This is a genomic window from Actinomadura fibrosa, from assembly GCF_900659615.1.
Lineage (GTDB): Bacteria > Actinomycetota > Actinomycetes > Streptosporangiales > Streptosporangiaceae > Spirillospora > Spirillospora fibrosa.
This window is the reverse complement of record NZ_CAACUY010000005.1, coordinates 19,434-37,804: the sequence shown is the minus strand read 5'-3', so window position 1 is coordinate 37,804 and position 18,371 is coordinate 19,434. Positions and strand designations below refer to the sequence as shown.

The window sequence follows — 18,371 nt, the reverse complement described above, 5'->3', positions numbered from 1 at the left end:
GGACCTCCAGCGATCGGGATGGGCTGTTCGGGAGCAGGGTCGAGGGCGGATCAGGGTGCGGAGACGTAGTCGCGCAGGTGGCGGGCGGTGAGCGTGTCGCTGTGCGCGACCAGGTCGGCGGGGGTGCCGGTGAAGACGACCTCGCCGCCGTCATGGCCGGCGCCGGGGCCGAGGTCGATGATCCAGTCGGCGTGGGCCATGACGGCCTGGTGGTGCTCGATGACGATGACGGTGTTGCCGGAGTCGGCGAGCCGGTCGAGCAGGGCGAGAAGCTGGTCGACGTCGGCGAGGTGCAGGCCGGTGGTGGGTTCGTCCAGGACGTAGGTGGCGGCCTTCTCCGCCATGTGGATGGCGAGCTTGAGGCGCTGCCGCTCGCCGCCGGACAGCGTGGTGAGCGGCTGGCCGAGGCCGAGGTAGCCGAGGCCGACGTCGGCGAGGCGGTCGAGCACGGCGCGGGACGGCCCGGCGGTGAAGAACTCGCGCGCCTCGGCGACCGGCATGGCGAGGACCTCGCTGATGTTCTTGCCGCGGAGCGTGTAGGCGAGGACCTCGTCGGTGTAGCGGCGCCCCTCGCACCGCTCGCAGACGGACGCGACCCCGGCCATCATGGCCAGGTCGGTGTAGACGAGCCCGATGCCCTTGCAGCCGGGGCACGCGCCCTCGGAGTTCGCGCTGAACAGGGCCGCCTTGACGCCGTTGGCCTTGGCGAACTCCGTCCTGACGGCGTCGAGCAGGCCGGTGTACGTGGCGGGATTGCTGCGGCGGGAACCGCGGATCGGGGACTGGTCGACCACGACGACGCCGTCGCGGCCGGGCAGCGACCCGTGGATCAGCGAGCTCTTGCCGGACCCGGCGACCCCGGTGACGACGGTGAGGACGCCGAGCGGGATCTCGACGTCCACGTTCTTGAGGTTGTGCAGGTCGGCGCCCTTGATGGCGAGATGCCCGGTCGGCCGGCGGAGGTCGCCGCGGAGCCGCGCCCGGTGGTCGAGGTGGCGGCCGGTGAGGGTGCCGGACGCCCGCAGCCCTTCGACGGTGCCCTCGAAGCAGATGGTGCCGCCCGCCGTTCCGGCGCCGGGGCCGAGGTCGACGACGTGGTCGGCGATCGCGATGGTCTCCGGCTTGTGCTCCACCACCAGGACGGTGTTGCCCTTGTCGCGCAGCCGCAGGAGCAGGTCGTTCATCCGCTGGACGTCGTGCGGGTGCAGCCCGGCGGTCGGCTCGTCGAACACGTAGGTGACGTCGGTGAGCGCGGACCCGAGATGGCGGACCATCTTCACCCGCTGCGCCTCGCCGCCCGAGAGGCTGGCCGACTCGCGGTCGAGGCTGAGATAGCCGAGCCCGATCTCGACGAGGGCCTCCAGCGTCTCGCGCAGCGTGGCGAGCAGCGGCGCCACCGACGGTTCGTCCAGCCCGCGGACCCAGGCGGCCAGGTCACTGATCTGCATCGCCGCGCAGTCGGCGATGTTCAGGCCGCCGATCCGGCTGGCCAGCGCGGCGGGCGCGAGCCGGGCGCCGCCGCAGGCCGGGCAGGTCGAGAAGGTGACCGCGCGGTCCACGAACGCGCGGATGTGCGGCTGCATCGACTCCCTGTCCTTGCTCAGGAGGAGCCGCCGCACCTTGACGACGAGGCCTTCGTAGGTGGTGTTCAGCCCGTTCGCCTTGATCTTCGTGGCGGGCTTGTGGAGGAGGTCCTGCCACTGCTCGGGCGTGTAGTCACGGAGCCTGACGTCGGGGTCGACGAGGCCGGAGTGCGCGATGACCTTCCAGTACCAGGAGTCGACGCCGAAGTTCGGGACGGTGATCGCGCCTTCGTTGAGCGACCGGTCGCGGTCGACCAGCTCGTCGACGTCGATGCGGGTCGTCCGGCCGAGGCCCTCGCACTCGGGGCACATGCCCTCGGCGCTGTTGAAGCTGAACGCGGTGGACGGGCCCGCGCACGGGTCGCCGAGGCGGCTGAAGACGATCCGCAGCATGGCGTAGGCGTCGGTCGCCGTCCCGACGGTCGAGCGGGAGTTGGCGCCCATCCGCTCCTGGTCGACGACGATCGCCGCGCTCAGGTTGCGCAGGGAGTCGACGTCGGGGCGGCCGAGGCTCGGCATGAACGACTGGACGAACGCGGTGTAGGTCTCGTTGATCAGGCGCTGCGACTCGGCCGCGATCGTGCCGAACACCAGCGAGGACTTGCCCGACCCGGAGACGCCGGTGAAGACCGTGAGGCGGCGCTTGGGGATGTCGAGCGCGATGTCGGCGAGGTTGTTCTCGCGCGCGCCGCGCACCTCGATGACGTCGTGGCTGTCGGCGGCCCTGCGTGTCGCCGGCTGGGTCATCGTGTTCCTCCACCGTAGGCTTAGCGCGTAAAACGATCGTGTTCGCGGATTAGTTTATGCCATAAGGAGTCATGCCGTGGTCGTCTTCGCCGGGCAGGGGGACGCGCGCCGCTCGATGGACCTGCTGTGGGGCGCGGAGACCGGTCGCCGCCCGTCCGGGCCGGGTCCGAAACCGGGCCTGAGCGTGGACGTCATCGTGGCGACGGCCATCGCGGTCGCCGATGCGGAGGGCATGGCGGCGCTGTCGATGCGCGCCGTGGGGGAGCGGCTCGGGCGCACGGCGATGGCCCTGTACACCTACGTCCCCGGCAAGAACGAGCTGGTCGACCTCATGTACGACCGCGCGCTCGCGGAATTGCCCGCGTCCTACCCGACCGAGCTCGGCTGGCGCGCGGCGGTCACGTCCTGGGCCGAGGACTCCTGGGCGTTCTACCTGCGGCATCCGTGGATGCTCCAGGTCTCGCAGGCCCGTCCCGTGCTGGGGCCGAACGAGTACGGCGTGCTGGAGACGCTGCTCGGCGTCCTGTCCGCGACGGGCCTCCCGGCGCCCGCGGTGAGGCGCGCCGTTTCGACGCTGTCCAGCGTGGTGCGCGGCGCCGCCCAGACGGTCGCCGAGTCGCGGGAGGCGGTCCGCGCCACCGGGCTGACGGAGGACCAGTGGTGGTTCTCCCGCACCCAGGTGCTGCTGGAGCTCGCCCCCGACTTCGCCGAGCGCTACCCGAAGGTCGCCTGGCTCGACACCGAGGGCGCCTCCACCCAGACTTTCGACGAGGCCACCGACACGCAGGCCGACGGTGCTCCCGCCGAGGACGTCCCCTATCTGGAGCGGGCCGCGCGTGAGGCGTTCGAGGGCGGCCTCGCGATCGTCCTGGACGGAATCGACGCGGCCATCGCCCGCCACCTGCGGGGTCGCGGCGCCCCCGACGGCGCCACCTGATCAAGGCGCGGTGCCGGTGATCCGCGGCGGCCGCGGCGGCGAATAGGACCTGAGATCAGAGGCCGGGAGGCGCCCCGCCGGAGCGCCGGGGGGCCCGGTCACAGACGAGGAGGCCGGACATGGGAAGTCTCATCGCCGAGCTCAGCGGTCGCGTGGAGGCCAACGCGCGGGCCGCGGTCGGCGTCTATCGGAGCGAGGTCGAGGACTACCGCCTGCTGGAACGCGATGCGCGGTCGCGGGTGGAGGCGATGGACTACTCGGTCTGGCTGAGGCGCAGGACGATCGAGCTCGCCTCGGACGCCGTCCCCCTGACCGACGGCGACCTCGCGTACATGGCGTCGGTCGGGGAGCGGCGCGCGGAGCTGGGGCTGCCGCTGCCCGCGCACAAGCAGCTGATCGTCGCGCACACCCGGCTGATGCTGCGCGAGATCCACGAGCCGGCCGGCCCGGACGACGGCGGCGACCTCATGTGCCTGATGAGGTGGTTCGGCCCGCAGGGGACGCGGGGCTCCAACGCCTACATGGCGGGCTACCTGGCGGGCCAGCACCGCCGGTTGTCCTTCGCCGGCCGCGTCCGGATGCTCGCCGAGGCCCTGCTCACCGACGACCCGGCCGCGGCGCAGTTCGCCGAGGCCGTCGCGATGCCCCTCCACCCGCGCTACCTGGTGGCGGTGGTCCGCGTGCCGAAGCGCCCGCATCCGTCCAGACGGCGGCGCAGAGCTGTCACCGAGGCCCTGCTCCAGCGCCACGGAGCACCGGTCAGATGGGACGTCCCGGACGAGATGGTGGCGCTGCTGCCCGTCCATGGACCCGAGACTCCGGGGAAGGCGCCGGGCCAGGCCCTGGCGGCGGTGTGCGGGGCGGAGGACCGCGCGCTCGCGCTGGTGCGCGACTTCGCCGACGCGGTGGGACGGCCCTGCGCGGTCGGTGTCGGCGACGGCGCCACCGGATCCCTCGCCCGCACCGCCGCCCACGCCCGCCGCGTCAGCCGCGCGGCGCCACTGCAAGACGTGCCGTGCCGCCTGCACGCCCTGCCCGACGTCTTCCTGGAGCTCGGCGTCGCCCACGTCCCCGAGGCGGAGAAATGGCTGCGGGAGATCGGGGACGCGCTGTCCGCCGGACCGGACCTCGTCGCCACGCTGGACGCCTACTACCGCAACGACATGAACCGGCTGCGCACGGCGTCGGCCCTGAGCGTCCATCCGCGGACGCTGGACTACCGCCTCCGCCGCGTCCAGGACCTCAGCGGCATCGCCCCCGGCTCCACGCACGGCGTCCGGGTCCTCAGCGTCGTCGTCGGCCGGACGCTCGCCCGCCCCTGACCCCCCGCCGATCCGCCGCCGGATGTGAGCTGCGCCACGGCGCCGCCGCCCGGCGTCACAAAAGCCGCTCCCGCTCCCTCATTACTTATGTGACGACATCAGCGACCATGCTCCCGGAAGCGGCCGACCTCACGGTCCTTCACGCGGCGCACGACGCCTTCCGCCGCGACCTGGAGCGCCTCGCGGCGGCCGTCGCGGCGGGCAAGGCCCGCGCGCCGCACGTCCGGGAGGGCTGGGAGAACTTCAAGCAGCAGCTCCACCTGCACCACGAGGTGGAGGACGCCGAACTGTGGCCGCGCGTCGCCTGCGCGGCCGCGGTGCGGCCCGCCGACCTCGCCGTCCTGCGGGAGATGGAGGCCGAGCACGCCCGCGTCGCGTCGCTGCTCGTCGCGGTGGACGCGGCGCTGGACGACACGGCACTGGAGGACGGCGGCGACCTCGCGGGCGCCGTCCACGCGCTGCGGACGGCGCTGGACGTCCACATGCGGCACGAGGAGACGGGCGCGCTGCGGCTGGCGCGCTCGGTCCTCGGCCCCGACGACTGGCGGGACTACGCCGAGGCCGTCCGGCGGCGGCAGTGCGCGGCGGGACCGGAGACGTTCGTGCCGTGGATCGTGGACGGGATCGCGCCGATCGAGCGCAGCCGGTTCCTGACCGCCCTGCCCGACTCGCTGCGCGAGCTCAACCGGCTGCGGTGGGAACCTCGCTACCGCAAGCGCCGCCTGTGGACCGTATGACGATCGCCCCACCGGCGCCCGCTCACGCTCCGGCACCCGCCGCCGTGCCCTCCACGGTGTAGGACGACTGGACGAGCCCCGCGCCGAGGACGCGCGTCGAGCGGTGGACGAGGCCGACGTCGCCGTCCAGCGCGCCGAACAGCGGGAGGCCGCCGCCCAGCAGGACGGGAACGGTGGTGATCGTCAGGTCGTCGAGCAGCCCCGCGCGCAGGAACGCCTGGATCACCTGGCCGCCGTCGACGTAGACGCGGCGGGCGCCGTGCCCGGTGAGGTCCCGCATGAGCGCGCCGAGGTCGCGGTGGACGGTGACGCGTGGGTCGGCGTCCTCGGGGAGCCGCGTGCTGAGGACCGCCACGCGCTTGCCCTCGTAGGGCCACTCCCCGAACGTGAGGACCTTCTCATAGGTGCCCCGCCCGATGACGAGCGTGTCGACGCCGGCGGCGAAGTCGTCGTAGCCGGTGTCGCCCGCCTTCTCGCCGCGGCTGGTGAGCCATTCGATGTCGCCGTCGGCGCGGGCGATGTACCCGTCCAGGCTCGTGGCGATGAAGACCGACGCGGTGAACGGCCGTCCGGCGGCCATGGTGCCTCCCGTTTGTGAATGATCGTTCGCTAACCATACCTCGCGAGGTCACCAGGGGACGGCGCGGACGCTGATGTGGCGGTCGGCCGGGTTGTAGTACGACAGGAGCAGGGCCTCACGGGTGCTGAGTTCCGGATGGCCGATGAGCGCCCGGCACTGGTCGATGCCGCTTCCGCCTGCGCAGGGTAGTTTGCCGTCCCGGACGGCGTGCCAGGGGCCTTCGGGAGCGGGCGCCCGCCAGACCCGGAACTCGGCGGCCAGCCCCCGCTGCTCGACGAGCACCAAACCCTTGCCGAGGGCCGAGAAGTCCTCGATGTGGACGCCCGTCGGGGCGGCACCGTAGACGACCGTCCGGGCCTGCCCGGCGTCCCTGGTCCAGCCGCCGGGCGTCCAGTACTCGTAGGCCCCGGGGTCGCGCCAGGCGTCCGCGCTGGCGCGGACGCGCGCGAGGGTCACGCGGCCGCCCCGGCAGCCGCCGAACGCGGAGGTGTCGCAGACGGACCCGAACAGGTACAGGTGACCGTTCCTGAAGACCGGTGAGCCGAGGTTCTGCTGGAACGGCAGCCCGGCGGGGGCGGAGAAGAGGCGGATGCGGCCGTGGAGGGTGTTGTCGGCGGGCCGGTAGGTGACGAGCCCGAAGCCTTGCGTGCTGATGGTCGTGCCCTGGACGCACACGTCGGTGAAGGTAAGCAGTACCTCGTCCGTCCCCGGCGGTCTGGCGGCACCGGACACCCATGAGGCGCTGTAGGCCGTCCCGGGCACCTGGCAGGGCGCGCCGCCCGGCAGGACGAGGCCGGACGGCGGGCTCAGCATGCCCTGGGGCGGTCCGTCCTCGCGGGCGGGCGCGGAAGGCGGGCGCCCAGGTGCGCCCGGTGCAGGAAGCTCGGTCAGCGCGGTCGGGACCCGGCCGGGCACGATCGGAGCGGTGGCGGCGGTCGCGCCGAGCCAGAGGCCAGGACGGGTGCCCTTCCAGGCGGAGTCGCAGAACAGCCAGAGGCTGCGGCGCGGGCGTCCGGGAAGCGGGGTGCTGTAACCGCAGTCGCGGTCGATCGTGTTGCCGCGCGCCGCCGTCTCGTAGCGGGACAGGACGCGCGCGGGCGGGACGGCGCCGGACGGCGGCGCGCCGGACGAGCCGAGGCCGACGGTGACGGCCACGGCGACCAGGAGCGCGAGCGCCACCGGGACCGCCGCCGCGGCCACGACGGCGGGGCGGACCGGGCGCCGGATCATCGCAGGCCCTTCCGGAAGCGGTGGAGGCGGTCAGAGCGGTCGAGGCCAAGCACCCGGGGGGAGGCGCGGGACGACACGGCAAGGGTCGCGTGGCCGGACGTCCTGGATCAAATCGGTCCCGGACGCACCGCCGGAAACCATGGTCATGTTTGCCGGTGGCGAGCCGGGTAAGCCGCGAAGGGACCTACGGGCATCCAGACCGGAGAGCCCGGCACGTCCGGACACGGGAGGCGTCGATGACGAGGTTCGGGTACTTCCTGTCCTGCGAGGAGCACGGACCGGCGGAACTCGTCCGGCAGGCGCAGGCGGCGGAGCGGGCCGGCTTCGAGGCGCTGTGGATCTCCGACCACTTCCATCCCTGGCTGGACGTGCAGGGCCAGGCGCCGTTCGTCTGGACGGTCATCGGGGCGATCGCGCAGGTGACGTCGCTGCCGATCGGCACGGCGGTGACCTGCCCGCTGCTGCGCACCCACCCGGCGGTCGTGGCGCAGGCCGCCGCGACCTCGGCGGTGCTCACCGGCGGCCGGTTCACGCTGGGCGTCGGCACGGGCGAGGCGCTCAACGAGCACATCCTCGACTCGCGGTGGCCGCCCGCCGCCGAGCGGCTGGCGATGCTGGAGGAGGCCGTCGCGGTGATGCGGCGGCTGTTCACCGGCGAGCTCGTCACGCACCGCGGCGAGCACTACCGCGTCGATACCGCGCGGCTCTACACCGTCCCGGACGAGCCGCCGCCGATCTACATGTCGGGCTTCGGGGACAAGGCCACCGAACTCGCCGGGCGCATCGCCGACGGGTTCATCTCGATGATGCCGGACGCGGACCTCGTGAAGCTGTTCCGCGACTCCGGCGGCGAGGGCAAGCGCACGCAGGGCGGCCTGAAGGTGTGCTGGGCCGAGGACGAGGCCGCGGCGCGCCGCACGGCGCACCGGCTGTGGCCGAACGACCTGCTGCCCGGCGAGGCGGCCCAGCTGCTGCCGTCCCCGCGGCAGTTCCGGCAGCTCTCGGAGCTGGTGACCGAGGAGATGGTGGGCGAGCAGGTGCCGTGCGGCCCCGACCCCGCACGGCACGTGCAGGCCCTCCAGGAGTACGCCGACGCGGGGTACGACGACGTGTTCGTCACCCAGATAGGCCCTGAGCAGGACGGCTTCTTCGACTTCTATGCCCGTGAGGTGCTGCCGCGGCTGCGCGGCTGACAAGGAAAAGTGGAAATCCCCCCGGAAGGAAACAGCGATGGAAACCCCCTCGGTGCCCGGCAGCGGGTCCGATCAGATCAAGAACAGCGTCGGCAAGGCCGGCTCGGCCGCGCGGTCGGGCGGCGCCACGGCGCAGAAGGCCGCCCGCGACACCTCCGAGGGCGCCGGCACGGCCGCGAAGGGTGCCGGTACCGCCGCGAAGGGCGCCGGCGAGGCCGCGAAGGGCGCCGGGCAGGCCGCGAAGGGCGCCGGTGAAGGCGTCGCGCAGGGCGTGAGCCAGGTCGGCGGGCAGGTCGTCGCGCTGCCGGGCCGTGTGGCCGGGCTCGCGCGCCTGATGTCGCTGCGCAAGTTCCTGAAGGCCGCGCCCGTGGTGGCGGCCGCCGGCGTCGCGGTCGTCGTCGGGAGGCGCATCGCCAAAAAGCGCTGACGCGCACCGCGAGAAGTAGCGACGGCGTGCCCGGATGGCGGAAACGGCCATCCGGGCACGCCGTTTTCACTGACAGTGATTTGACCTAAACAAGACGCTTTGTTTAGCCGGAACGGTGCGGGTAGAGGGGGTCGTGAACATCGATTTCACATGAGGAGTTGATGACATGACTGGGCCGATCGCCCAGCAGACCTCGGGCAGCCAGACCGTCCAACGGGGCCGCTCCGGCAGCAGCCTCGCCGACGTGGTCGACCTGATCCTCGAGAAGGGCCTCGTGATCGACCTGTACGCGCGCGTCTCGCTGGTGGGGATCGAGATCCTCACCGTGGACGTGCGGATCGTGGTCGCGAGCGTCGACACCTACCTGCGCTTCGCCGAGGCCGTCAACCGGCTCGACATCGCGCACGACGGCACCTCCCAGGGCCTCCCGCAGTTCGTCGGCGGGATGCAGGAGTCCGGTGCCAAGAAGAAGACGAGGGGCGCGCTGGAAGGCGCCTCCGAACGGCTGAAGGAGACCTTCGGATCGTCCGACTCCGACGACGACGAGGACGACGAGAAGCAGACCGCGCGCCGCCGCTCCTCGCGCAAGAAGGAGGACGACGAATGACGACGCCGCAGTACGTGTACGGCGTGACGCGCGCGGACGCCACGCTGCCGGAGGACGTCACCGGGCTCGACGACAAGCCCGTCGAGCTCGTCGCCGACGGCGGCCGCTGCGCCGCGGTCGTCAGCGAACTCCCGCAGGGCCGGGCGCTCGGTGAGCGCGCCGACCTCGTCGCGCACCAGCGGGTGCTCAACGCCCTGATGGACGCCGGCGTGGTGGTGGTCCCGTTCCGCTTCGGCGCGGCGCTCGCGGACCGCGGCGCCGTCGAGAAGGAGCTCCTCGCCGACAACTCCGAGCGCCTTGGGCAGGTCCTGGACCAGCTCGACGGCCGGGTGGAACTGCGCCTCAAGGCCACCTACGTCCAGGACGCCGTGCTCCGCGAGATCATGACGGGCGAGCCGGAGATCGCCGAGCTGGCGGCCCGGCTGCGCGAGGTCCCCGCGGACGCGGCCGACGCCGTCTACTACGACCGGGTCCGGCTCGGCGAGCTGATCGCGCAGGCGATGGAGCGCCGCCGCGAGCACGACGGCCAGGCCCTGCTGGAGGCGGTGTCGTCGAAGTCGGAGGCGTTCGTCCGCAAGTCGCCCGCCCGCGAGGAGGACGTCCTGGACGTCTCGTTCCTCGTCCCGAACGACCGGCGCGAGGAGCTGGAGAAGGCCGTCGACGAGCTCGGCGAGCAGCACGGCGAGCGCATCCGGATCCGGCTCATCGGCCCGCTTCCCCCGTACGACTTCGTCCCGGAGGCGTGACGTGGGGATGTTCAGCGGACTCGTGACGCTTCCGCTGGCCCCCGTCAAGGGCGTCATGTGGCTCGCCGAGGTCCTCACCGAGCAGGCGGAGGCGCAGCTGTACGACCCGGGCCGCATCGCCGCGGAGATGCAGCAGATCGCCGACGAGGTGGCCATGGGCGAGATCACCGAGGAGGAGGCCGCGGAGCGCGAGGAGGACCTGATCCGCAGGCTCAACGAGGGCCGTGCGAGAAGCGGCTAGGCGAGCGAGGAGGCAGGAATGATGTCCGCGGCAGAGGCCGCCAAGCACGCGGTCGAGCACGTCACCGCGATGACCGGCCGCCGCGCCGAGAGCGTCGTCGGGGTCGAGCGGACCGAGGACGGGTGGCGGATCAGCGTGGAGGTGGTGGAGACGCACCGCATCCCCGACTCCGCCGACATCCTCGCGCTCTACGACACCGAGGTCGACGGTGAGGGCGACCTGGTCGCCTACCGGCGCGCCCGGCGCTACCCCCGCGGACGAGTCGAGAGGGACTGAGACACGTGAGTGAGATCTCCTGGACCGGCGGCAGGTCGCCCGCCCGGACGATGGCGGGGCCGCCCGGCCAGCAGTCGGCCAACCTGGCCGACCTGCTGGAGCGGATCCTCGACAAGGGCATCGTCATCGTCGGTGACATCCGGGTGAACCTGCTGGACATCGAGCTGCTGACGATCAAGTTGCGGCTGCTCGTGGCCTCGGTCGACCGGGCGAAGGAGATGGGCATCGACTGGTGGGAGCACGATCCGTCGCTGTCCTCGCGCGCCCGGCAGAACGAGGCCGGTGCGGGGAAGGCGAACGGCCAGGTGGACGGCGGCGCCGAACGCGACCTGCTGGAGGAGAACCGGATGCTGCGCGAGCGGCTCGCGGCGCTGGAGGCCCGCGCGGGCCTCTCCGCCGGCGACGACGCGCAGGCGGACGGCGCCGCCGACGGTGCGACCGGCGATGCCGCGGCGGGGGCCGCGGCGCGCAAGGGCGGTGGCCGGGCGAAGAAGGAGGCCGACTCGTGACCGATACCGCCGTCTACCTGTACGGGGTCTGCCGCGGGCTCGACCCGGGCGCGCTCGACGGCACCACCGGTGTCGCCGGGACGCCCGTCCGCGGCGTCGTCGCCGGCGGCCTCACCGCCCTGGTGAGCACCGTCCGCCTGGACGACTACGGCGAGGCGGCCCTGCGCGCCAACCTGGAGGATCTCGCCTGGCTGGAGGACACCGCCCGCGCCCACCACGACGTGGTGGACCGGGCGGCCCACGCCGCCCCGACCGCGCCCGTGCGCATCGCCACGATCTACCGTGACGACGCGCGCGTCGCCGAGGTTCTCACGACGCAGGGCGACCGGTTCACCGAGGTGCTGGACGGCATCGCGGGCCGGTCCGAGTGGGGCGTGAAGGCGTACGCCCGCCCGGACGCGCTCCAGGCGGGCGGCACCGGCGACACGGAGGCCGCCGACCCGAACCCCGGTGGGGGGCTCGAGCCGAGGGCCGAGCCCCTCACCGGCTCCCGCCCGGGTGCCGGAGCGGGCACCGCGTACCTGCGGCGCCGCCAGGACGAGCGCCGCCGGCGCGCCGACGCGGGACGCCGGGTGGCCGAGCAGGCCGCCGGCATCCACGCCGAGCTCGCCGACCACGCCGTCGCCACGCGGCACCATCCGCCGCAGGACCCGAAGCTGTCGGGCCGGTCGGGGCTGCAGATCCTCAACGCCGCCTACCTGCTCGACGACGACCAGGCGGAGGGGTTCCTGGCGGTGACGCGCGCCATCCAGGAGCGGCTGCCCGGGATCGACGTCGAGGTGACGGGGCCGTGGCCGCCGTACTCGTTCATCGACACCGGCGACGGCACGCCCGTGACGGAACCGGAGGACACCGCGCGGTGACGGCCGTCCTGGACACCGGCGGCGACGCGCCCATGGAGCGCATCGCCCTGGTCGACCTGCTCGACCGCCTCCTGTCGGGCGGCGTCGTCATCACCGGTGACCTGGTCATCTCGGTCGCCGACATCGATCTGGTGCAGGTGTCGCTGCGGGCGCTGATCACGTCCGTGCGGAGCGAACTGCTGGGAGAGGAAGAGCTGTGACGTCCGCGTACCGCGACCCGGACCGCGACCGTGGCGACGGCCGCGACCGGCGGCCCGTCACCGGCGACGCCACCGTGCACGACCTGGTGGCGGGCGACCCGTTCACCGAGGACATCCTCGCCGGCCGCACGGGCGGCGCGGCCGGCGAGGGCCCCGTCCGGGCCGTGCCCGCCCGCAGGCCCGCCGACAGGCCCCGCTCCGGCTCGGCGGTGATGCAGCGGCTGCGCACCGATCCCGAGACGGTGGAGCGCGACCTCGTGAAGCTCGTGCTCACCCTCGTCGAGCTGATCCGCCAGCTCATGGAGCGGCAGGCGCTGCGCCGCGCCGAGGGCGGCGACCTCACCGACGAGCAGGTCGAGCAGCTCGGCCTGGCGCTGATGCGGCTCGACGAGGCGATGACCAAGCTGAAGAACCACTTCGACCTCGACGACGGCGACCTCAACCTCGACCTCGGCCCCCTCGGTCCGCTCCTTCCGGAGGTGTGAGCGGGGGAGAGGCGAGCGGGGGAGAGGCGAGCGGGGGCAGGCCGTCCAGGACGCGGTACAGGGTGATCCACGCGTCCGGGTGGACGTAGGCGACGACGGTGTCCCGGGTGAGCCCGGCGGCGCGGAAGGCCGCGTCCAGCCGCGCCCGGGAATGTTCCCGCCGGAGCGAGGCGTACAGGGTCCCGCCCTTGCCGCCGAATCCCAGCTCGACGCACCGCCTGTAGGCGCCGATCGCGGACGGCGGCAGCAGCGGCCGGTCGCGCCGGTCGATGCGCAGGACGGCGGAGTCGACGCGCGGGACGGGACGGAACCGGGTGCGCGGGATCCGTCCCGCCAGCCGCCACGAGAACGCGGGCCAGGTCTCGACGGTCAGCCGCGACCAGCGGCCGTAGTCGCCGGTGCGCTTGCGCGCGTACTCCAGTTGCGTGATCAGCGTGGCGGAGGCGAGTCCGTCCGCCTCCAGGGCCCAGCCGATGATGCGGGACGTGGCACCGAAGGGGATGTTCCCGGCCAGATGGAACGTCTCGGCTGGCGGCCGTGCCCGGAGGAAGTCGCCGGTGACGCAGGAGACGTTGCCGAGGCCGCGGCACCGCTCCCGGAGGCGGGCCGCCCACACCGGGTCGAGCTCGTAGGCGACGACACGGTCGGCGCGCGCGGCGAGGGCCGCGGTGACGCGCCCGTCGCCGGCGCCCGCCTCGACGACGAGGCCGCCCGGCCCGTCGCCGACCGAGCGCGCGTAACGGCGGATCGTGTCGGAGTCGACGAGGAAGTTCTGCGAGAGTTCGCGGCGGGCGCGGTCGCGGGCGGTCCGCCCGGTCGCCGCCTGCCGGGTGCGGGAAGCGCGATGCCTGGATTCGTGGTTCACGGTCGCCGTCCTTGGCGTCCGGCCGCTCGGGCCGGTAGGACGGACGGGCCTCAGACGCGGAGACGGCGAGCCGAAGCGCGCGCCGGATGTCCCGCGGGCCCGTCCGAGATGGTCATGGACGCTCGGAGGCCCTGGACATGTGAAAGGCGGCGCTGAGGAAGGACGCGCTACGGAGAGAGCGCACTGCGACGCGACCGCGCCCGGTGAGAGCGCGGCGCGGCGTTCAGCGGGCGGGAGCCCGCGGCCGGATCAGGCGTCGGCGCGCACTGGACGGTCCAGGGCGGGGCGACGCTCACGCAGCCGGATGTACACGGCGCCATGGGCGGTCCCCTGGACCGCGCTCTTCGTGAAACCGGCCATGCGGGCGATCGTAGGGGGCGGGCCGCGCCTCTCCAACCGGTTTTCCGGCGCCGTAGGCTGGCGTCGCGTCGCGTCGACCGTCCGGCAGGCTGGGAGTGTCATGGGCCGCGATCCCGAGTACCTGGCGTACATGCGCGGCCGCCTGGCGGCGGCCGATTCCGCGGTGCCCAATTCCGCCGTGCCTGGTCCCGCGCGGCGCCGGACGATCGACGACGCACGCCGCGAGCACGCCGACGACCTCGCCCGATGCCCCCGCCCACCGGTCGGCGTGGTCGAGGACCTCCAGGTCGACGGACCGGCCGGGCCGCGGGCCGCACGGTCGTACCGTCCCGCGAGCGACCGGCCCGTCCCGGGACTGGTGTACTTCCACGGCGGCGGGTGGGCGCTGGGCGACATCGAGAGCTACGACCCGGTGGTCCGAGCGCTGGCGGTGGCGAGCAGCGTCGCCTGGGTGTCGGTGGACTACCGCAGGCCGCCCGAGCACCCCTTCCCCGCGGCGGTGGACGACGCCGTCGCCGCGATGCGCTGGGTCGCGGCGCACGCGGACGACCTCGGGCTGGACCCGGCCCGCGTCGGGGTGGCGGGCGACAGCGCGGGCGGGCAGCTCGCCGCGGTCGCCGCGTCCCGGCTGCGCGCCGCGGGTCCCGCTCGGCCGGTCCTCCAGGTGCTGCTCTACCCGGCGCTGGACCTGCGGGAGGAGCCCCCCGCCCTGCCCGATCCGGACGGGCTGGAGTTCCCGCCGTCCGGCGTCGGCCGCGTCCTGGAGCTCTACCTGCGCGGCGCCAACCGCACCCGTCCGGACGTGTCGCCGCTCCTGGACCCCGACCCGCGCGGCCTGCCGCCCGCCGTGATCGCCACGGCGGAGTACGACCGGCTGCGCCCGCAGGCCGAGGAGCACGCGGACCGGCTGCGGGCTGCGGGCGTCCCGGTGACGCTGATCACCGGGACGGGGCTGGACCACGGCTTCCTCGGCTGGGGCTCGTTCGCGCGGCGCCCCGCCGAGGCGGTCGCGGAGATCGGCGCGGCCGTGCGGGACGCCCTGCGGACGCCACGCGGAACGTCCGCGCAGGTCAAACCGGGCGAAGCCGTTTAATGACGCCGCCAAGGGCAATGGGGTGGGGTGAACCCGGGGTCAAGGGTCCGCCGAGGGGGCGGGGACCCGGAACCCGGCCGTCGAGGAGGCCGGCCTTGCAGGACGCGCACGAGATGCTGATGGTCAGGGCCGACGCATCGGGCCGCGAGGAGTGGGCGTGCCCGACGTGCGGGCGCCGGATCACGCTCCGCTGGCCGCCGCTCCAGGAGAAGCTGGTGATCGAGCCCGGCGACGAGCAGGCCGACCACACCGGCAGCGCCGCCGTGCCCGTCCCGGCCGGCTCCCGGTACACGGCCCGCCAGCGCCGCTGGCTGCGCGAGACGGCCGTCCGTCCCGCCGAGATGGCCACGGGCGCCTAGGGCGCGTCTCGAAGTCGACTGCCCTACTGCGCGACGCCCAGGCACGCACCTCGCGGGGTTGTCGTCGGTCGACGGCCAACACCGGGCCGACTCCCTCCTCCGCCCCCACGATGCACGCACCTGGACGCCGCTCGCTACGGGCGCCGACTTCGAGACACGCCCTTGGACACGGGTCTACCCTCGGGGCCGTGCGGGAGATCGACGGCGAGTACCGAGCGCGCGGACGAGGACTGACCCGGCTCCCGAAGTTCACGGGGGAGTGGGGCAAGCTCCGCGTCTTCGACGCCGGAGAGAACCTGCTGAGCGCGTTGCCCGCAGGGCTCGCCTCCGCGCCGGCACTGGAGGAGCTCTACGCCGACAACAACCGGCTGACCGAGCTCCCTCCCGTCGGCGGCTCGCCGCTGCTGCGCGTGCTGGACCTCAGCGGCAACCCCCTGCCGCGGCTCCCGGAGGGCCTGGGGGAACTGCGCCACCTGCGCTACCTGTACGCGGCCGACCTGCGCCTGCCCCGCCTCCCGGACGACATCGGAGAACTCGGCGCCCTCGTCTACCTCAACGCTGGCGGCAACCCCCTCCCGGCGCTGCCCGATCAGATCGGAAGCCTGCGCGCGCTCCGCGAACTGCGCGTCATGCACGCCGCGCTGACCGCGCTGCCCGAATCGATCGCCGGGTTCGCACGGCTGCGGGAGCTGCACCTCGACGGCAACCGCCTCACCGCGCTCCCCGAAGGCATCGGCGAGCTGGCCGAGCTGCGCGTCCTCGACCTGCGGCGCAACGCTCTGACCGCCCTACCGCCCGCCCTCCGCCGGCTGGAGTCGCTGCGCCAGCTCGACCTGCGCGCCAACGGCCTGCGCGAACTACCCGCCTGGCTCGCCGACCTGCCGGGCCTCGAACGGCTCGACCTGCGCTGGAACCCCGCCCTGCATCCCGAAGACCCGCTCATCGGCACGCTGGAGAAGCGCGGCTGCGTCGTCCACGTCTGAGGACGGCGCAGGGGAGGAGCCGGGGCCTCCCCTGAGCGCCGTCCGGTCAGAACGGGTACGGGGCGATCTCGCCGCGCATCGTCACCCACTGCGTCTCGGTGAACGCCTCGATGTTGGCGTCCGGGCCGCCGAACCGCGAGCCGTTGCCCGAGGCGGCGAGCCCCCCGAACGGGATGACCGGCTCGTCGTTCACCGTCTGGTCGTTGATGTGGACCAGCCCGGTCGGGACCGCGTCGGCGATCTTCATGGCCTGGCCGACATCGCCGAGGATGCCGAGCGACAGCCCGTACTCGCTGTCGCGGGCCAGCGCGATCGCGTCGTCCGCCGTCGCGAACGGCACCACCGGCGCCACCGGCCCGAACACCTCCTGCGCGTACGCGGGCATCGACGGCGTGACGTCCGCCAGCACCGTCGGACGGTAGAACAGGCCCTCGTGCGTGCCGCCGGCCGCCAGCCGCGCGCCCGCCGCGACGGTGTCGCGGACCAGCCCGTCCACGTGCGCGAGCTGCTTGTCGTCGATGATCGGCCCGAGCGCGACCGGCCCGGCCGCCGGGTCGCCGACCGGCAGCTTGTCCGCCTTGTCCGCCAGCGCCGCGACGTACTCCTCGTGCACGCTCTCGTGGACGAGGTGCCGCCCGGTCGTCATGCAGATCTGCCCTTGGTGCAGGAACGAGCCCCACGCGCCCGCCGACACCGCCTTGGAGATGTCCGCGCCCGGCAGGACGATCAGCGCGTTGTTGCCGCCCAGCTCCAGGTGCGCGCGCTTGAGCAGCCGCCCGCACACCTCGCCGATCTTGCGTCCGGCCGGGGTCGAGCCGGTGAACGACACCACCCGCACCTCGGGCGCCGCCACGACCGCCTCGCCCGCGTCCAGCCCGCCGGGCAGGACGTGCAGCAGCCCGGCCGGCAGGCCCGCCTCCTCGAACACCCGCGCGACCGCGACGCCACCGCACACCGCCGTCCGCGGGTCCGGCTTGAGCAGCACCGCGTTGCCGAGCGCCAGCGCCGGGGCCACCGACCGCATCGACAGGATCAGCGGGAAGTTGAACGGCGCGATCACGCTGACCACCCCGGCCGGGCGGCGCCGCGCGAGGCTCCAGCGCGGCTGCGCCGACGGCAGCACGAGGCCCTGCGGATGCGAGGCCAGCGCCGCCGCCTCGTAGCAGAGGTTCGCGACGAAGTGCGTCTCCAGCTCCGCCTTCGGCGGGATCGAGCCCGCCTCCCGGACGATCCAGCCCTGGATCTCCTCCGCGTGGTCCTCGAACAGCCGCCCGGCCCGCCGCAGGATCGCCGCGCGCTCCTCGTAGGGGCGGGCGGCCCAGTCGAGCTGCGCCGCCGCGGCCGCCGTCGCCGCCCGCGCCACGTCCGCGCCGTCCGCGCGGCCGAGCACGCCCAGCGTGCCGCCGGTCGCCGGCTCGACGACGTCGTAGACGCCGCCCGCGCCGGCGGTCCAGCCGCCATCGAAGATCTTCCCGGACCAGGTACCGGGTTCGAGCAGCGCCATCGTTCCTCCTCGGGGTGCGGGGGACCCGGTGAGTGGGCGCAGGTCCCCGCCCCAGCCTCGCCACGGGAGGCGGTCGCAGGAACATCACCTTTCCACTGAGTGGAAACGGGGCTGACCTCACCGAGAAAAACCTGTTGAAACCGTCGGGCGTTCCGGGCAGTCTCATCCCAGACGCCGAACACGGGAGGAGTGACCATGAGCCAGCGCTGCCGCGACCACCGCACCGGCACCTGTACCCGGTCCCTCCGGCGGACGGCCCGCTGACACCTGGCGCACTCGCGCGACGGCCGCCCTCCGTGACCGGAACGGCGGCCCTTCTTCTTCTCATGGCGCTGTAGCCGAGTGGCCAGGCGACGGTCTGCAAAGCCGTCTTACGTGGGTTCGAGTCCCACCAGCGTCTCCACCCCGCCCCTCGTCACCCGGGGGCGGGGGCACCTCCTCGTAGCTCAGCGGACAGAGCGCCGGCCTCCGAAGCCGGAAGCCGCAGGTTCGATCCCTGCCGAGGAGACCAGCTGACGGGCCGC

General features: G+C 73.7%; 21 protein-coding genes and 2 tRNA genes. 18 read left to right on the top strand and 5 right to left on the bottom strand.

The features are described 5' to 3' along the window. Positions 1-50 precede the first annotated feature (50 nt). Complete coding sequence (locus tag E1300_RS03470) at positions 51-2,330, bottom strand: ATP-binding cassette domain-containing protein (RefSeq protein WP_131755391.1); 2,280 nt, start codon at positions 2,328-2,330, stop codon at positions 51-53. 76 nt (positions 2,331-2,406) lie between these two features. Here E1300_RS03470 and E1300_RS03465 point away from each other — a divergent pair, with 76 nt between their 5' ends. The 3 genes from E1300_RS03465 to E1300_RS03455 all read left to right on the top strand — a co-directional run bounded on the left by E1300_RS03465 (position 2,407) and on the right by E1300_RS03455 (position 5,326). Then, positions 2,407-3,267 carry a TetR/AcrR family transcriptional regulator gene (locus tag E1300_RS03465; protein WP_131755390.1) on the top strand — a complete coding sequence of 287 codons (861 nt, stop codon included), beginning with the start codon at positions 2,407-2,409 and terminating at the stop codon, positions 3,265-3,267. Positions 3,268-3,386: 119 nt separating this feature from the next. After that, positions 3,387-4,589 carry a PucR family transcriptional regulator gene (locus E1300_RS03460; RefSeq protein WP_131755389.1) on the top strand — a complete coding sequence of 401 codons (1,203 nt, stop codon included), beginning with the start codon at positions 3,387-3,389 and terminating at the stop codon, positions 4,587-4,589. Between the two features lie 107 nt (positions 4,590-4,696). Beyond that, a complete protein-coding gene (locus tag E1300_RS03455) occupies positions 4,697-5,326 on the top strand; it encodes a hemerythrin domain-containing protein (RefSeq protein ID WP_131755388.1) in 630 nt (209 codons plus the stop codon). Positions 5,327-5,348: 22 nt separating this feature from the next. Here E1300_RS03455 and E1300_RS03450 read toward each other — a convergent pair whose 3' ends face one another. Beyond that, the gene (locus E1300_RS03450; RefSeq protein ID WP_131755387.1) at positions 5,349-5,906 is read right to left on the bottom strand and encodes a dihydrofolate reductase family protein; all 558 of its coding nucleotides are present in this window, start codon (positions 5,904-5,906) and stop codon (positions 5,349-5,351) included. A gap of 48 nt (positions 5,907-5,954) precedes the next feature. After that, positions 5,955-7,136, bottom strand: coding sequence for a glycoside hydrolase family 183 protein (locus tag E1300_RS03445; protein ID WP_131755386.1), 1,182 nt, complete (start codon positions 7,134-7,136; stop codon positions 5,955-5,957). Between the two features lie 236 nt (positions 7,137-7,372). Here E1300_RS03445 and E1300_RS03440 point away from each other — a divergent pair, with 236 nt between their 5' ends. From E1300_RS03440 to E1300_RS52135, 10 genes are all read left to right on the top strand, one after another. Then, the gene (locus E1300_RS03440) at positions 7,373-8,329 is read left to right on the top strand and encodes an LLM class F420-dependent oxidoreductase (RefSeq protein ID WP_131755385.1); all 957 of its coding nucleotides are present in this window, start codon (positions 7,373-7,375) and stop codon (positions 8,327-8,329) included. A 37-nt stretch (positions 8,330-8,366) separates the two neighbouring features. Continuing rightward, a complete protein-coding gene (locus E1300_RS49795; protein WP_165502660.1) occupies positions 8,367-8,756 on the top strand; it encodes a hypothetical protein in 390 nt (129 codons plus the stop codon). 166 nt (positions 8,757-8,922) lie between these two features. Continuing rightward, the gene (gene gvpJ / locus E1300_RS03430; RefSeq protein WP_131755383.1) at positions 8,923-9,363 is read left to right on the top strand and encodes a gas vesicle protein GvpJ; all 441 of its coding nucleotides are present in this window, start codon (positions 8,923-8,925) and stop codon (positions 9,361-9,363) included. Further along, positions 9,360-10,109, top strand: a complete 750-nt coding sequence (locus E1300_RS03425) for a GvpL/GvpF family gas vesicle protein (protein WP_131755382.1) — start codon at positions 9,360-9,362, stop codon at positions 10,107-10,109. Before gvpJ ends, E1300_RS03425 begins: the two co-directional genes overlap by 4 nt. A 7-nt stretch (positions 10,110-10,116) precedes the next feature. Further along, positions 10,117-10,350 (top strand): gas vesicle protein GvpG, encoded by a 234-nt coding sequence (locus E1300_RS03420; protein WP_207399453.1) that lies wholly within the window; start codon positions 10,117-10,119, stop codon positions 10,348-10,350. Positions 10,351-10,368: 18 nt separating this feature from the next. Next, positions 10,369-10,626, top strand: coding sequence for a gas vesicle protein GvpO (gene gvpO / locus E1300_RS03415; protein ID WP_131755380.1), 258 nt, complete (start codon positions 10,369-10,371; stop codon positions 10,624-10,626). A 5-nt stretch (positions 10,627-10,631) separates the two neighbouring features. Then, positions 10,632-11,135: a gas vesicle protein gene (locus E1300_RS03410; RefSeq protein WP_442316417.1), complete on the top strand. Its 504-nt coding sequence runs from the start codon at positions 10,632-10,634 to the stop codon at positions 11,133-11,135. Further along, on the top strand, positions 11,132-11,998 hold the full coding sequence (locus E1300_RS03405) for a GvpL/GvpF family gas vesicle protein (RefSeq protein WP_131755379.1): 867 nt from the start codon (positions 11,132-11,134) through the stop codon (positions 11,996-11,998). Before E1300_RS03410 ends, E1300_RS03405 begins: the two co-directional genes overlap by 4 nt. Further along, a complete protein-coding gene (locus tag E1300_RS03400; RefSeq protein ID WP_242618923.1) occupies positions 11,995-12,198 on the top strand; it encodes a gas vesicle protein in 204 nt (67 codons plus the stop codon). Before E1300_RS03405 ends, E1300_RS03400 begins: the two co-directional genes overlap by 4 nt. Beyond that, positions 12,195-12,683 (top strand): gas vesicle protein K, encoded by a 489-nt coding sequence (locus E1300_RS52135; RefSeq protein WP_242618922.1) that lies wholly within the window; start codon positions 12,195-12,197, stop codon positions 12,681-12,683. Before E1300_RS03400 ends, E1300_RS52135 begins: the two co-directional genes overlap by 4 nt. On the opposite strand, the gene erm is transcribed toward E1300_RS52135, so the two are convergent. Then, on the bottom strand, positions 12,637-13,548 hold the full coding sequence (gene erm / locus E1300_RS03390) for an ErmE/ErmH/ErmO/ErmR family 23S rRNA (adenine(2058)-N(6))-methyltransferase (RefSeq protein WP_131755378.1): 912 nt from the start codon (positions 13,546-13,548) through the stop codon (positions 12,637-12,639). The genes E1300_RS52135 and erm overlap by 47 nt on opposite strands. A gap of 460 nt (positions 13,549-14,008) precedes the next feature. On the opposite strand from erm, the gene E1300_RS03385 reads away from it, so the two are divergent. The 3 genes from E1300_RS03385 to E1300_RS03375 all read left to right on the top strand — a co-directional run bounded on the left by E1300_RS03385 (position 14,009) and on the right by E1300_RS03375 (position 16,343). After that, complete coding sequence (locus E1300_RS03385; protein WP_242618921.1) at positions 14,009-15,001, top strand: alpha/beta hydrolase; 993 nt, start codon at positions 14,009-14,011, stop codon at positions 14,999-15,001. A gap of 95 nt (positions 15,002-15,096) precedes the next feature. Further along, positions 15,097-15,360, top strand: a complete 264-nt coding sequence (locus E1300_RS49790) for a hypothetical protein (protein ID WP_165502659.1) — start codon at positions 15,097-15,099, stop codon at positions 15,358-15,360. A gap of 188 nt (positions 15,361-15,548) precedes the next feature. Then, positions 15,549-16,343, top strand: a complete 795-nt coding sequence (locus E1300_RS03375) for a leucine-rich repeat domain-containing protein (protein WP_165502658.1) — start codon at positions 15,549-15,551, stop codon at positions 16,341-16,343. A 46-nt stretch (positions 16,344-16,389) separates the two neighbouring features. On the opposite strand, the gene E1300_RS03370 is transcribed toward E1300_RS03375, so the two are convergent. Then, positions 16,390-17,847 carry a benzaldehyde dehydrogenase gene (locus E1300_RS03370; RefSeq protein ID WP_131755375.1) on the bottom strand — a complete coding sequence of 486 codons (1,458 nt, stop codon included), beginning with the start codon at positions 17,845-17,847 and terminating at the stop codon, positions 16,390-16,392. 328 nt (positions 17,848-18,175) lie between these two features. On the opposite strand from E1300_RS03370, the gene E1300_RS03365 reads away from it, so the two are divergent. Together E1300_RS03365 and E1300_RS03360 are read left to right on the top strand one after the other, a co-directional pair. Continuing rightward, positions 18,176-18,250 (top strand) — tRNA-Cys (locus tag E1300_RS03365). A gap of 32 nt (positions 18,251-18,282) precedes the next feature. Continuing rightward, positions 18,283-18,358: transfer RNA gene (locus E1300_RS03360), tRNA-Arg, on the top strand. The last annotated feature ends 13 nt before the right edge of the window (positions 18,359-18,371 follow it).